Source organism: Deinococcus actinosclerus, assembly GCF_001507665.1.
GTDB classification, from domain to species: domain Bacteria; phylum Deinococcota; class Deinococci; order Deinococcales; family Deinococcaceae; genus Deinococcus; species Deinococcus actinosclerus.
The window spans coordinates 363,357-376,713 of sequence record NZ_CP013910.1 but is presented as its reverse complement, the minus strand read 5'-3'; the positions used below and the strand labels follow the sequence as shown (position 1 = coordinate 376,713).

12 protein-coding genes are annotated in these 13,357 nt (G+C 70.5%); 5 read left to right on the top strand and 7 right to left on the bottom strand.

Annotated features, from left to right (window positions below; genetic code table 11):
* Positions 1–121: 121 nt before the first annotated feature.
* From AUC44_RS01820 to AUC44_RS01800, 5 genes are all read right to left on the bottom strand, one after another.
* Entirely contained in the window at positions 122–2,470 is a 2,349-nt protein-coding gene (locus AUC44_RS01820) for a hypothetical protein (protein ID WP_062157134.1), read from the bottom strand.
* A gap of 27 nt (positions 2,471–2,497) precedes the next feature.
* Positions 2,498–2,992 carry a hypothetical protein gene (locus AUC44_RS01815; protein ID WP_062157133.1) on the bottom strand — a complete coding sequence of 165 codons (495 nt, stop codon included), beginning with the start codon at positions 2,990–2,992 and terminating at the stop codon, positions 2,498–2,500.
* 345 nt (positions 2,993–3,337) lie between these two features.
* Positions 3,338–4,171: an isoprenyl transferase gene (locus AUC44_RS01810; protein ID WP_062157132.1), complete on the bottom strand. Its 834-nt coding sequence runs from the start codon at positions 4,169–4,171 to the stop codon at positions 3,338–3,340.
* Between the two features lie 100 nt (positions 4,172–4,271).
* Positions 4,272–5,306, bottom strand: coding sequence for an A/G-specific adenine glycosylase (gene mutY, locus AUC44_RS01805; protein WP_062159628.1), 1,035 nt, complete (start codon positions 5,304–5,306; stop codon positions 4,272–4,274).
* A gap of 84 nt (positions 5,307–5,390) precedes the next feature.
* Complete coding sequence (locus tag AUC44_RS01800) at positions 5,391–6,839, bottom strand: hypothetical protein (protein WP_082688905.1); 1,449 nt, start codon at positions 6,837–6,839, stop codon at positions 5,391–5,393.
* Positions 6,840–7,170: 331 nt separating this feature from the next.
* Here AUC44_RS01800 and AUC44_RS01795 point away from each other — a divergent pair, with 331 nt between their 5' ends.
* Together AUC44_RS01795 and AUC44_RS01790 are read left to right on the top strand one after the other, a co-directional pair.
* A complete protein-coding gene (locus AUC44_RS01795) occupies positions 7,171–7,578 on the top strand; it encodes a ketosteroid isomerase-related protein (protein WP_062157131.1) in 408 nt (135 codons plus the stop codon).
* Positions 7,575–8,168 (top strand): GNAT family N-acetyltransferase, encoded by a 594-nt coding sequence (locus AUC44_RS01790; RefSeq protein WP_062157130.1) that lies wholly within the window; start codon positions 7,575–7,577, stop codon positions 8,166–8,168. The genes AUC44_RS01795 and AUC44_RS01790 overlap by 4 nt, the downstream gene beginning before the upstream one ends.
* On the opposite strand, the gene AUC44_RS01785 is transcribed toward AUC44_RS01790, so the two are convergent.
* Complete coding sequence (locus AUC44_RS01785; protein WP_062157129.1) at positions 8,161–8,397, bottom strand: hypothetical protein; 237 nt, start codon at positions 8,395–8,397, stop codon at positions 8,161–8,163. The genes AUC44_RS01790 and AUC44_RS01785 overlap by 8 nt on opposite strands.
* 115 nt (positions 8,398–8,512) lie before the next feature.
* On the bottom strand, positions 8,513–9,097 hold the full coding sequence (locus tag AUC44_RS01780) for a general stress protein (RefSeq protein ID WP_062157128.1): 585 nt from the start codon (positions 9,095–9,097) through the stop codon (positions 8,513–8,515).
* A gap of 137 nt (positions 9,098–9,234) precedes the next feature.
* Between AUC44_RS01780 and AUC44_RS01775 the strand changes: the two genes are divergently transcribed.
* The 3 genes from AUC44_RS01775 (at position 9,235) to AUC44_RS01765 (ending at position 13,297) form a co-directional block, all read left to right on the top strand.
* Entirely contained in the window at positions 9,235–10,209 is a 975-nt protein-coding gene (locus AUC44_RS01775; RefSeq protein ID WP_062157127.1) for a polyprenyl synthetase family protein, read from the top strand.
* Positions 10,210–10,626: 417 nt separating this feature from the next.
* A complete protein-coding gene (locus AUC44_RS01770) occupies positions 10,627–11,871 on the top strand; it encodes a Glu/Leu/Phe/Val family dehydrogenase (RefSeq protein ID WP_062157126.1) in 1,245 nt (414 codons plus the stop codon).
* A gap of 103 nt (positions 11,872–11,974) precedes the next feature.
* Positions 11,975–13,297 carry a Glu/Leu/Phe/Val family dehydrogenase gene (locus AUC44_RS01765; RefSeq protein WP_062157125.1) on the top strand — a complete coding sequence of 441 codons (1,323 nt, stop codon included), beginning with the start codon at positions 11,975–11,977 and terminating at the stop codon, positions 13,295–13,297.
* The last annotated feature ends 60 nt before the right edge of the window (positions 13,298–13,357 follow it).

Here is a 13,357-nt window from a genome sequence, read left to right as displayed (position 1 = left end):
GCACTCAAATGTGCGGGTATGGGAAAAAGGGGGTCTCTGTTTGCAGTGCAGCCGTGTGCAGGGTGGGCGCGGGATGTGGGATGGGCGCACCCGCCGCGTGGCAGGGTGCGCCCACAGGGGCTTACTTGACGGTGACGACGAACTGCGCGGTCAGGGTGCCGCTGGCAGGCAGCGCGTCGGGCTGACCGTTGTTGTCGGCGTCCAGGGCGACGCTGATCACGGTGCCGCTGGCTGCGCCGGCAGCGGGGGCGACGGTGCTCCAGGCGCCGGTGGTGCCGACCCGGTAGATCACGTTGGCCGTGATGACGGTGCCGCTGGCGTTGAGCAGCTGGACGCTCTTGAAGGTGGTGTTGACGGGCACGGTATCGGTCAGGAAGAAGCCCGGCACGGCGGCGTTGTAGTTGTTCTTCCCGATGATGCGGTAGGCGATGTCGTCCAGGGGCTTGGCGCCGTTGGTGCCAGTCGCGGTGTAGTCGGCCGGGTTGTTGATGCCGTTGACGGGGTTGCTGCCCGCCGCGACGCCGGTCTTGGCGACGAACTTGGCGACCGCCACGTTCCCGTTCGGGGAGACGCGCACGATGTCGTTCGTGTCGGTCATGGAGATGGTGCTGTAGTTGCCCACGGCCGTCTGGTCCACCAGGTAGTCCCCGAGCTTGGCGGTGTACCCGCTGGGGTTGGTCGCCGTCACGGTGCCGCTTGGCACGTTGATCACGGCCAGGGGCTTGTACTCGGTGCCGGGCGCGATGACGGGCGTGATGAACTTGTTGTAGTCGGCGCTGGCGGGATCGTTGCTGACGCGGGGCAGCAGCGAGCCGTCCGGGGCGTAGTACAGCACGGGCACGGTGACGGTGTTGTTGGTGGCGGCGTCGGTGAAGGTGACGCTGCCGCTCAGGGTGAAGCTGTCGTTGTACTGGCCGTTGTTCACGACGTCCATCGGGAAGACGGCGGTCGCGTCACTGAGGTCCGGGCTGGAGACGCCGCCGAAGGTGCCGTTCGGCGTGACGGTCTGCACCGGGAAGGGGGTGCTGCTGGCGCCCAGGGCGGTGGTGGCGTCGCCGAACTGCGCGGCGGGCGGGTTGATGGTGTCGGTGGTGGCGCTGTCGGACTTCAGGTCGGCGTCGTTCAGGGAGTCGGCGCCGATCTTGACGACAATCGGGCTGATCGGGTCGCTGTCGTTCGCGTCGGGGTAGGTGACTTCCGTGCGGTAGACGACCGTCTTGCCGTCGGGCACCGTGACCGTGGGGAACTTGGCAAGGGTGGGGTTGCTGGGATCGGTGGAGGCCAGGATGACCGCGCCGCTCACGGGATCCAGGAAGCGGATGCTCACGCCGGTGGCGGCGTTCGTGAAGGTGCCGGTGGTGGCGTTGTAGACATAGGCGGTGTCGGGGGTACCGTCGGCCAGCACCGGGAACAGCTGCACCTTGTCGGTCGCGCCGCTGGTGTTGGTCAGGTTGTTCGTGAACAACACGACGTCGTTGGCGTTGTTCGCGTCGGCCTTGGGGTACGCGACCTGGTTGTCGGTGGCGACGTTCGGCACGATGGGCGTGCCGCCGGGGGTGGGGTCACCGGCGGGGGCGCCGGGGGTCACGTAGCCGCTGGCATCCACGACGGGGGTGTTGTCGCCGGGCTTGCCGACGACTTCCGTCGGCACCTGCACGGTCGTGTAGGGCGGCACCTGTCCCGAGGGGATGGCGTTGCCGGCGCTGTCGACGGGCGTACCGGGGTTGGTGTTGGGGTTGTTGTCGAGTGCGGGCGCGAAGACCGTGATGCGCACGAACTGCAGGTCGGTGTTCTCGGGCTTGGCGTCTTCGTAGGTGGTGGTGCCGCTGGCGTAGCCGTTGCCGGGGGTGACCAGCGGGTCGGCGCCGGCCGTGCCGAGCACGCTGGCTTCGGGAGACGCACCGAAGATGCTGCTGGTGGTGATCTGGACCGGATCCGTGGGCAGGGTCACGACCTGCACGATCTTCACGATGCCCTCGTCGGTGGCGGTGGCGGGGTCGTTGACCGGCAGGGTCAGGCTGGTGATGGCCGCGCCGGTGGGGTTGCCGCTGGCGTCCGCCAGGAAGTACTGCACGGTCTGTCCGGCGGCGGCGCCGGTGGTGTCGGCGGCCAGCGCGACCGTCAGGGTCACGTTGCCGTTGTTCACGACCGAGTACGCGGTGGTGATCTTCTGCCCGGGAACGGCGCCGGTGGTGAGCACGGGGGTGGTGGCGATGGTGTTGCCGTCGGCGGTGCCGTCGGTGTACACCACATCGAAGCCGGGCTTGGGCAGCACGGTGGTGGTGACCTTGTTCGAGGTGCTGGTCAGGGGCGTACCGGTGGGGTTGCCGGGATCCTGGAAGGTGGCGCTGGCGATGTTCTCGATGGTGGTGCCGGCCGGGGTGTTGGTCGCAGAGGCCAGGGTGGGGGCGGCGGCGGCGGTGCCGGCGGCCAGGGCGGTCATCAGGGCGATCAGGTGGGACTTCTTCATGGGATTCCTCCGGGGGGCAAAAAGGCGTTATTTGACCTGGACGCGGTACCCGAGTTTCAGGGTGTCGTTTGCGCCGAGTTCCGGGATGACCCAGCGCACGCTGGTGTACTCGCTGGGTTTGACCTCCACCTCGCGGGTGATGGCGCGGCCGTTTTCGGTAACCGTGACCTTCCGCTTCAGGGGGGCGGGCGCGAACGTCTTGCCGCCGTCGATCGAGTACTCCGCCTGGAGTCCGTCAGTCCCCTTCTCGGCAGTCAGGTAGCGGGTGTTCTTGGGAACGGGCAGGGTGACGGGCACCTGCCGCACGGGTTTACCGCCGGTATTGCGGACGGTGACCACCTGGCTGATCACGGCACCAGGGAGCACGTTCCTGGGATTGGGCGTCAGCTGTTCGGTGTCCTTGCCGTTCACCTTGACGCTGCTGACCAGCGACATGACGAGGCTCAGGCTGACCGGACTGGCGGTCTGCGCGGCGGCCACGCCGGCGGCACTGAGGATCAGGGTGAGTTTCAGGCGATTCATGCGCTTCTCCTTCCACGGGCCGGCTCCGGCTCCGCGTTCCGTTTCACCAGAACTGAGAGGAGGTTAAGAAGCGCGATCTTACGTGGGGCTTACACCTGCGCCGCCGCCATCGGGGGGCGTCATAGCTGCCCTTCACTGCCTTTAACCCAGGCACTGAACCTACTGACGAAAATCGTGTGACATACGGGAAATTTCACACTCGCCTCCCTGACTCACTCCAGGGAGCGGCAGGCAACGTCCCTCCGATTCCCCCGGCGGGGGAATCGGGGGGACAGGAGGGCAGGGGTCCACCGGCAGGCTGCGCGGCCCCGGTCAGCGCCATACCCAGCGCGGCCGCAGGTGGTTTCAGCGACCGAAGCGGCGGTCGCGGCCCTGGAAGTCGCGCAGGGCGCGCAGGAAATCCACGCGCCGGAACCCCGGCCAGTACACGTCACAGAAGTAATACTCGGAGTACACGCTCTGCCACAGCATGAAGCCGGACAGGCGGATCTCGCCGCTCGTCCGGATGATGAAGTCGGGGTCGGGGATGTCGGCGGCGTACAGGTGCGCGCTGATGTCGTCCGGAGCCAGCGTGGCGGCAGCGTCTGCCAGGGTGCGCCCGGCCTGCGCCTGCGCGTGCAGGTGGCGCTTGACGGCGTCCACGATCTCCTCGCGGCCGCCGTAGCCGACGGCGATGTTCAGGCGCATCCCGTCGTAGTGCGCGGTCTTCGCTTCCAGGTCGTTCAGGGCGGCGAGCACCTGCGGCGGGAACTCGTCGTGCTGCCCGATGGCGCGCACGCGCACGCGGTTGGCGTGAATGCGGGGATCGGTGGCGAGCGCGCGGGCTTCTTTCTCCAGCAGCGACAGGATGTGCGCGAGTTCCTGCGGGTCGCGGCTCCTGTTGTCGGTGGACAGTACCCAGATGGTCGCGGCGGGAATGCCCAGTTCCAGGCACCACTGCAGCACCTCGTGGGCCTTGTCGGCGCCGATCGAGTGTCCCAGTTCGCGCTGCAGCCCGCTGGCCCGCGCGAAGCGGCGGTTCCCGTCCAGGATCAGGCCCAGGTGGCGGGGCAGGCGCTGGTGGGCGCACACCTCGCGGGCCAGCCGCTGCTCGTACCCCCAGACCAGAGCGCCCCGCGCGGTGTTCCTGAGGGTCTGAACAGTCCGGACGATGAGCTGGGCGGCGGCAGGAGACTTCACCGGGCCAGTCTACCCCGTGCGTTCAGGCGCGCGTCGGCAGAAAGCAGGAGGAGGCCAGGACGGCTGGAACGGGGCCGCCCACGCCAGGGCGCACCGGGCCTCACACCGGGAACAGGGACTGCGCGCGCCGCCCGGCCAGGGCCAGCGCCTTGTGGTCCAGCCGGGAGAGCGCGGCGCTGCCCACGTCGGTGAGCGGCGGCCCGCCGGTGGCGGCGTAGACCTGCCAGGTGACCTGACGGTGCGTCATGGTGTGCGTGACCTCTCCCAGCAGGGGGCCGGGTGCGGCGTTCAGGCGGGCACACAGTTCATGCAGGGCCTGCGCCGGCGCGCCGGGCTGCGCCGGATCGAAGGGCTGCGCCGGCAGGCCCAGCAGGCCGCCCAGCAGCGCGCCGTCCCGGCGTTCCAGCACGGCGCGCTGCGCGTTTCCGATCAGGACCGCCACCGCCTGCACGGTCTGTACGGCGGGGCGCGTCTTGGGCGCCGGGTAGTTGCCGGGCTGACCGCTGGCGCGCGCGCCGCACCAGTCACTCAGCGGGCAGACGCCGCACTGCGGCCGTTTCGGGGTGCAGACGGTGGCGCCCAGATCCATGACCGCCTCGTTCCACGCGCCGGGCCGGGCCGGGTCGAGCAGCGCGTCGGCCTGCTGCTGCACCCAGCGGGGCGTGGGGGCAGGTTCGGCGTGCAGCCGGGCCAGCACGCGCCGCACGTTGCCGTCGTTCACGGCGTGCGGGGCGTTCTGCGTGAAGCTGCTCAGGGCGGCGGCCGTGTAGGGCCCCACCCCGGGCAGGGCCAGCCACTCGGCGTGGGTGCGGGGCAGGCCCTCGCGGGTCACCTGCTGCGCGGCGCGGTGCAGGTTGCGGGCGCGGGCGTAGTAGCCGCAGCCCTCCCAGGCTTTCAGCACGTCGTCCAGCGGAGCGGCGGCCAGCACCTGCACGCTGGGGAACGCTGTCAGAAATCGGTGATAGTACTCCAGCCCCCGCGCCACCTGCGTCTGCTGCAGCAGAACCTCGGCCACCCAGGCGCGGTAGGGATCGCGGCGACCCTCGGGGCCCTGGCGCCAGGGCAGGTCGCGGCCCTGCCGGTCGAACCAGGCCAGCAGGGCTGCGCGCAGGCGCGGCTGTTCAGCGTCGGACAAGGCAGGCACCGCGCCAGTCTAGGAGCGCGGTGCCGGTGGGATCGTGTTCGGCATTCAGGTTGGGCCGGTCTGGCCCCGGTGGGATCAGGCGGGCACGGCTTCGCGGGCCGGGACGCGCAGGCGGCGCCGCACCCCTTCGGCGTAGTCGGCCAGTTCGGTCAGCAGCTCCGCCACACCGCTGCGCAGCAGGTACTGCCCGCCGGGCAGCGGGGTCAGTGCCAGGAAGGGCGCGCGGGTCAGGGTGTCGAGGATGCTGCCCAGTTCCGCGTAGTTCACGCCGCTGCCCAGCCGCTCGGCGAGGCGCTGCACGCTGACCAGCGAGTGGGCGGGCTGCTGCGCCAGGGTCAGCAGCACGGCGCTGAAGGCGCCACGCTGCGCCAGGTGGGCGCCCACGAGTTCCGCGACGCTGGCGGCCGCTTCCAGGTCCACACTGCCGGCCTTCCAGTAGCCACGCAGGTCCACGGGGGACAGCGGCGCCAGCTGGGCGTGCTCGATCAGCGCGTCGAGCGCCTCGCGGGTCAGGCGGGGGGTGTTGACGGCCCGGTCGTGTTCGGCCGTCAGGAGCACGCAGTAGTCGGCCGGTTCCTTCCAGGCGTCGGCCCGGACGGCCGCCTCGCTCGTGGCGACCAGCACCGCGTAGCTGTGGGCGCCCAGTTCCGCGTGCAGCCGCAGCACGCCGCTGCCCAGGTCGTCCAGGCGGTAGCCGGTCAGGCGCGCGAGTTCCGCGAGGTGGGCTGCGTCGCCGCGCAGCTGCAGGGCGCCCGGGGTGGCGGTGGGCGCCGGTGCCAGGGGGGCCGGTGCCGGCGCGTCGAAGCGGACGTCCAGGGGACGGACGGTCGCGCCGGCACCGGGCTTCACGCTGGTCCCTGCGGGCGCGGCGCGGGGGGTCACGCGGGGGGAGGCCGCCGGGACCGGGTCACGGCCACTCTGGCTGCGCGCGCTCACGTCGGGTCGCGGGGTGTCCTGGGCCGTGCGGGTGGCGTCGGTCGCGCGCTCCTCGGCGCGGCTATCCGCAGGGCGGGTCTCGGCGCGCTGCTCTGCCGGGCGGCGGTCGGCCTGACGTTGCTCGGCCTGACGTTGCTCTGCGGGCCGCGGTTCGGCCGCGCGGGAGGCGTCGGCCGGCACGTCGGCCTGGGCACCCAGGCTGGGGCGCACCTCCTGCACCCTCACCTCGCGCACGTGCGGCGTCGTGGCGACCACCACCCGGCGGGTCTCGGGTTTCTTGGGCGTCTCGCGGCGCGGCGCTGGGGGTGGCGCGTGGGGTTTGACGATCGACTCGACCTGATAGCGCCCGGCCGTGAGGGGCGTGATCATCAGGACGTCGTTCACCCCGAGGTTCTGGGCGTGGTACAGGCTGCCCAGGCCGGTGATGCGCCGCGCCTGCGGGTCGACCTGCGCGGAGTGCTCCTGGCCGTGATCATCGACCAGCGTGATGGGGCCGGCGCTGGGGAACGTGCCTTCCAGGTACTTCAGAAGGCGCAGGCTGCCTTCCTGCAGGCAGGGGCGGGTGATGATGTAGCGCAGGGCTTTCACGCGTGAGTTCCTCCAGTTGGGCCGTTTCCCGGCGGGTGAAACGATTCACTGCTGAATAAAGTGTTCCTAAAGTAGCAGATTCGCAGGCGTCAAGCGCGCGAATTTCCTGATCGCGACAGGCGGGTGGACTGCGGCGGCGGCCGCAGGGACGGAGCAGGGCCGACCGGCCCTCCAGGCCGGACTGACGCCCCAGCGTCGCCAGGCCGCCTCGCAGGGTGCCCCGGGCTCATGAATGCGGGGACACGACCGGCTGAAGTGGCGTTCACCGGCGCGCGGCGTGCCCCCCGGGCCGTGACCCTGCCGCCGGGTGGTCATGCCGTATGGTGCGGCCATGCACGGCACGACCCTGACGCTGATCGAGCAGTATTACGCCGCCTTCAACGCCGCCGACTTCGCGGGCATGCTGGCCCTGCTCACCGACGACGTGCGCCACGACATCAACGAGGGCGAGACGCAGGTGGGCCTGGAGGCCTTCCGGGCGTTCCTGGCGAAGATGGACGCCCACTACCGCGAGCAGGCGCGCGAGCTGGTGATCATGAGCACGCCCGACGGCGCGCGGGCGAGCGCGGAGTTCGTGATTCACGGCGAGTACCTGCGCACCGATCCCGGGCTGCCCGAGGCGCGCGGGCAGCGCTACGTCCTGCCGGTCGGGGCGTTCTTCGAGGTGCGCGGCGGGCAGATCGCGCGGGTCACGAACTACTACAACCTCGCGGACTGGTCCCGGCAGGTGGGTGCTTGACCCTGAGGGTCGAGGCGGTGAGCGGCCCGGACCTGGCGCCGTTCATCGCGGATCTGGCGCGGCTGCGCATCACGGTGTTCCGTGAGTTCCCCTACCTGTACGAGGGCAGCGCGGCGTACGAGGAGACGTACCTGCGCACCTACCTGGACGCGCCCGACGCCCTGGTGCTCCTGGCGCGCGACGGCGGGCAGGTGGTGGGGGCCAGCAGCGCCCTGCCGCTGACGCAGGAGATGGCCGAGATCCGCGCCCCCTTCGTGGACCCGGAGTTCGACGAGCGGGACGTGCTGTACCTCGGCGAGAGCGTCCTGCTGCCCGAGTACCGGGGGCGCGGGCTGGGCCACGCCTTCTTCGACGGGCGTGAGGCGCACGCCCGCACGCTGGGCCTGAGCGTGACGGCCTTCTGCGCGGTGCAGCGCCCGGAGGATCATCCGCTGCGGCCGCAGCCCTACCGGCCACTGAACGCCTTCTGGGCGGCGCGCGGGTACGTGGAACGCCCGGACCTGCACACGACCCTGTCCTGGCCGGACGTGGGCGAAGGCCAGGACACACCCAAACCGATGCGTTTCTGGGTACGCCGGGAGCTTACTTGAGGTTCGGGCGGTTCTGGGCGCGCGTCTCGGCGTCCGCGCGTTTCTTCGCCTGCGCCCACCCGTAGGAGCGGACGGCGTCCACGGTGAACCACACGGCGAACACCGCCGCGACGACCCCCCACACGACCTTGCCGCCCGTCACGCCTGCGTAGGCGGCCCAGCCGCACAGGGCCGCCAGCAGCAGACTGAAAGCGAAGACGAGGTGGGGAGGGACGCGGCGACCGAACATGTCCGCAGTGTACCCGCAGGGTCTGACAGCGCTCTTGCCTCTGGCCTGCTGGACCGGCACATGAGGTGCGGCCCGCGCCGGTTCGTCCGGATCGCGGGCCGCAGCCTCGGGCAGTTCAGTGGCGTTCGCTCTGAAGCTGCCCGGCGCCCACGGCGTCTTCCAGTTTCACGGCACCGTGCTTGCGCATGACGCTCAGCACCTCGTCGGCCCGCTGGCCGCTGGGGTCACGGGCGATCACCATGACGTGGCCGCCCTTCATGCCGCCGTAGAACTTCTCGGCCTGCTCGGCCGGGACGCCCATGCGGCGCAGCAGGTTCACGAAGTCGCCGTGGTCGCTGCCCGCCAGCGCGCCGAACAGGCCGCCCAGGGCGCCGCCGCCGATCACGCCGAACAGGATGCCCAGCACGCCGCCGTGGGCGTAGATGCGGGTCACCGGAATGATGAGCAGCAGCAGCCAGATGGGCACGGTCAGCACGAGGCCGCCCAGAATCCCCAGCCACGCGCCCTTCAGGACGGCGGCGGACCCGGCGGGCTGACCGGCTTCGGGGCTGACGCCGGTCTGCTGGGCGATGTCCTCCTGCGCGACGACGTCCGTCAGGGCAAAGCCGAGGTGGTCACGGTCAAAGCCGCGCTGCAGCAGGGTCTGCAACGCCCCCTGCGCCTGCTGGGGTTCGCGGAAGAGAGCAACGACACTTTCCATACCCTGCTTTGTAGCATGAGGAGCGTGTGCGCTGCGAGGGACAAAGCACTCACGGCGGTGCGGGAGCCTTCATCCCCGGGGCAGCAGCTGGGGGGGGTGGTACGTTTGGCTGCCCCTCCCCTCCCTATACTGCGCGCATGACTGGCCTTCTCACCCTCGGCCTGCCGGATGCGGCGTTCGAAGCGCGGCTGCGCGAGGTGCTGCGCTCGCGGGTGGAATTCATCGAGCTGATCGGGGACGATCTGGTCGCCGCGGGTGGGAAGCGGGTGCGGCCGATGATCGCGCTCCTCGCGGCGCAGGTGCTCGGCGCCAGCCCGGCCCGCGCGGACTGGGCCGCCGTGCGCGACCTGGGCGTGTGCGTGGAACTGCTGCATTCGGCGTCGCTGCTGCACGACGACCTGATCGACGACGCGGACACGCGCCGGGGGCAGCAGGCGGCGTTCCGGCGCTTCGGGAACGTGGTGAGCGTCATGAGTGGCGATTTCATGCTCGCGCGCCTGCTGGGGCTGCTCGCGGGGATGCCGGGCGGCGCGGCCCTGACCCGCATGTTCGGCGAGACGGCCAGCGTGATCTGCGAGGGCGAGGTGCTGCAGTTCCAGGTGGCGGCGTACCAGGAGTACGCGCTGGAGCACTACCTGACGGTCATTCACGGGAAGACGGCGGCGCTGACGCAGCTGGCGGCCGAGGCCCCAGCGGTGCTGCTGGGCGCGACGGCGGCCCAGCGCGAGGCCCTGGCGACCTTCGGGCTGGAGTACGGGATGGCGTTCCAGATGCAGGACGACCTGCTGGATCTCGCGGCGGACGAGGCGACGCTGGGCAAACCGGTGGGCGGCGACCTGCGCGAGGGCAAGGCGACGTACCCGCTGCTGCACCTGCTTCAGGGGCCGCACGCGGACGAGGTGCGGGACGTGCTGGAGCGCCGCGCCGCGCACGAGGGGGACGTGGCGCGCGTGCAGGCGCTGGCGGCGCAGGAGGGGGCCTTCGAGGCGACCCGCGCCGAGGTGCGCCGCCGGGCGTGGCTGGCCGTGGACGCCCTGCGCGTCCTGCCCGCCGGGGACGCCCGTGACGCCCTGGAGCGGCTGGCGGTGCGCGAGATCGAACGCAGCCGGTAACACCGGTTGAGGGTGGGAGGGGAACCGTGCTGGCTCCCCTCCTTTCTATAGAGGTCCGATCTGAACCGGGTTCAGACCGCCCGGACCGTCCTGCCGCGTGGGACGCCGGTGTGCGGTGGGGCGGTCGGCGGCGTTGGAAGACTGGATTGCCGTTCGGCAGGTTGTGGGCGGCCGGGCCACGCAGGGCCGAGGTGGAAGCGGTTCAGGTTTTGCGCGTGTTCAGCGTGAGAAAGCGGGGTTGACGCCTCTGTGGATACTGGATACAACTTCGGGGGTTCACCCCTCGACACACGGACGGCATCGTGGGACGAGGCGGCGCGGCACCTGTCTATGCGTCTCACCGGGCGCGTGTATGCTGCGCCTGAGCCAAACCACACCACCCACCCCAGTTCCCACCGAAGGGAAGGAGACCGTCAAATGCGGGCATCAGGACTCAACTGGCAGGGCCTCATGGAGCAACTCCGGCAGGCACTGCCCCACTGCGAGGTCACCGACCAGTCCCTCGCGTACTTCAAATATCCCAAACGCACCGTCAGCGTGAACCTCCCGGTGCGCATGGACGACGGCAGCATCCGCGTCTTCCGCGGCTACCGCACCGTGCACAGCACCTCACGCGGCCCCAGCATGGGCGGCGTGCGCCTGCGTGAAGGCGTCAACGCCCACGAGTGCGAGGTGCTCGCCGCGATCATGACCCTCAAGGCCGCCGTGGCCGACCTGCCCCTGGGCGGCGCCAAGGGCGGCGTGGACGTCGACCCCGCGACCCTCAGCCCCCACGAGCTCGAGGGCGTGGTGCGCCGCTATACCAGCGAACTGGTGGAACTGATCGGCCACAACGAGGACATCCTCGCGCCCGACGTGGGCAGCGACGCGCAGGCCATGGCCTGGATGCTCGACACGTACAACGAGAACACCGGCACAACCGGAAGCGGCGTCGTGGTGGGCAAACCCATCCCGCTGGGCGGCAGCTACGGCAGCAAGGACGCCCGGGGCCGCAGCGCCGCGCTCGTCGCCGCGCGCGTGCTCGAGGAGCGCGGCGAGAGCCTCAGCCGCGCCAAGGTCGCCGTGTACGGCTTCGGGGACGTGGGCCGCCGCGCCGCGCAGACCCTCGCCGCGCAGGGCGCACTGGTCATCGCCGTGTCCGACCAGGACGGCGCGACCTTCGCCAGCTCCGGCCTGGATCTGGACGCGCTGTCTGCCTACCGCGAGGAACGCGGCAGCGTGGCGGGCTTCGCGACCGACATCACCCCCGCCGAGGTCACCGAGCTTGACGTGGACGTACTGCTGCTCGCCTACGACTACGGCACCGTGAACGCCGGGAACGCCCACGCTGTGCGCGCCCGCTACGTCGTGGAGGCCACCAACCGCGCCGTGCTGCCCGAGGCCGAGCGCTTCCTGACGGAGGCGGGCGTGCAGGTCATCCCCGACCTGATCGCCAGCATCGGCGGCGTGGTCGTGAACTACCTGGAATGGGTGCAGGACGCCAGCAACTTCTTCTGGACCGAGGAAGAGATCGAGGCCGCCATAGACCAGCGCGTGAACGTCGCCGTCAGTGACGTCATGGGGGTGGCCCGCACGCGCCAGACCGACCTGCGCACCGCCGCGTACGCCCTGGCCCTGAACCGCCTGCACAACGCCACCGTGATGCGTGGCGTGTACCCATGACCGCCTTCCCGGCGCGCTGAATTCACCAGCGGCAACGCGCGGGCCGCCCCGCGCGGCGAAGACGAACCACCCCTCCCCCCTCTCCTTCCCTGGAGGCACTGCCATGACCGCCACGCAAGATCCGACCAACAGCACTGGGCCCAAATCCGGCGCGCACGCCATTCCCAGCTACCTCGACCCGAACAACATCGGGCCGTACGAGATCTACCTCGAGCAGGTCGAGCGCGTCACGCCCTACCTCGGCAAGCTCGCCTACTGGGCCGAGACGCTCAAGCGGCCCAAGCGCATCCTGGTCGTGGACGTGCCCATCCACCTTGATGACGGCACGGTCGCGCACTTCGAGGGCTACCGCGTGCAGCACAACACGTCGCGCGGCCCCGCCAAGGGCGGCGTGCGCTACCACCAGGACGTGACGCTCAGCGAGGTCATGGCGCTGTCCGCGTGGATGACCGTGAAGAACGCCGCCGTGAACCTCCCGTACGGGGGCGGCAAGGGCGGCATCCGCATCGACCCGCGCAAGTACAGCACCGGGGAACTCGAGCGCCTGACGCGCCGCTACACCACCGAGATCGGCCTGATCATCGGGCCGGAGAAGGACATCCCCGCGCCGGACGTGAACACCAACCCGCAGACGATGGCGTGGATGATGGACACGTACTCCATGAACGTGGGCCGCACCGCGACCGGCGTCGTGACCGGCAAGCCCGTGTCGCTGGGCGGCAGCCTGGGCCGCGGCGACGCCACCGGGCGCGGCGTGTTCGTGACCGGCGCGGAGGCCATGAAGAAACTCGGGATGCCCATGCAGGGCGCGCGGGTGGCGGTGCAGGGCTTCGGGAACGTGGGCGAGGCCGCCGCGCGCATCTTCCATGAGCACGGCGCGAAGATCGTCGCCATCCAGGACGTGACCGGCACGATCCACAGCGACGCCGGGATCGACCCGAAGGCCGCGCTGGAGCACCTGCGCCGCACCGGCAAGATCACCGACATGCCCGGCACCGAGGAGATCACGCGCGACGAGTTCTGGGGCGTGGACTGCGACGTGATGATCCCCGCCGCGCTGGAAAAGCAGATCACCCTGGCGAACGCCGGGCAGATCAGGGCGAAACTGATCGTGGAGGGCGCCAACGGCCCCACCATTCCCGCTGCGGACGACCTGCTCGCCGAGCGGGGCGTGACGGTCGTGCCGGACGTGCTGGCGAACGCCGGCGGCGTGACCGTGTCGTACTTCGAGTGGGTGCAGGACTTCAGCTCGTTCTTCTGGACCGAAGACGAGATCAACAAGCGCCTGGACCGCATCATGAGCGAGGCCTTCGGCAGCCTGTGGGACGTGAAGGAACGCCACGGCGTGACGCTGCGCACCGCCGTGTACATCGTGGCCTGCACCCGCGTGCTCGAAGCGCGCGCCCTGCGCGGCCTGTACCCGTAAGCAGTCGATGGCTGAAAGTCGATAGGTAAGAGGGGATGGGTGCTGGGGGGCGACCTCCGC

What these genes read in the sequence shown, in the direction of transcription:
- AUC44_RS01770 (WP_062157126.1), top strand. Translation starts at nt 10,627, where the DNA reads ATGCGGGCATCAGGACTCAACTGGCAGGGCCTCATGGAGCAACTCCGG.
- AUC44_RS01785 (WP_062157129.1), bottom strand. Translation starts at nt 8,397, where the DNA reads ATGTTCGGTCGCCGCGTCCCTCCCCACCTCGTCTTCGCTTTCAGTCTG.
- AUC44_RS01820 (WP_062157134.1), bottom strand. Translation starts at nt 2,470, where the DNA reads ATGAAGAAGTCCCACCTGATCGCCCTGATGACCGCCCTGGCCGCCGGC.
- AUC44_RS01765 (WP_062157125.1), top strand. Translation starts at nt 11,975, where the DNA reads ATGACCGCCACGCAAGATCCGACCAACAGCACTGGGCCCAAATCCGGC.
- AUC44_RS01815 (WP_062157133.1), bottom strand. Translation starts at nt 2,992, where the DNA reads ATGAATCGCCTGAAACTCACCCTGATCCTCAGTGCCGCCGGCGTGGCC.
- AUC44_RS01775 (WP_062157127.1), top strand. Translation starts at nt 9,235, where the DNA reads ATGACTGGCCTTCTCACCCTCGGCCTGCCGGATGCGGCGTTCGAAGCG.
- AUC44_RS01780 (WP_062157128.1), bottom strand. Translation starts at nt 9,097, where the DNA reads ATGGAAAGTGTCGTTGCTCTCTTCCGCGAACCCCAGCAGGCGCAGGGG.
- AUC44_RS01795 (WP_062157131.1), top strand. Translation starts at nt 7,171, where the DNA reads ATGCACGGCACGACCCTGACGCTGATCGAGCAGTATTACGCCGCCTTC.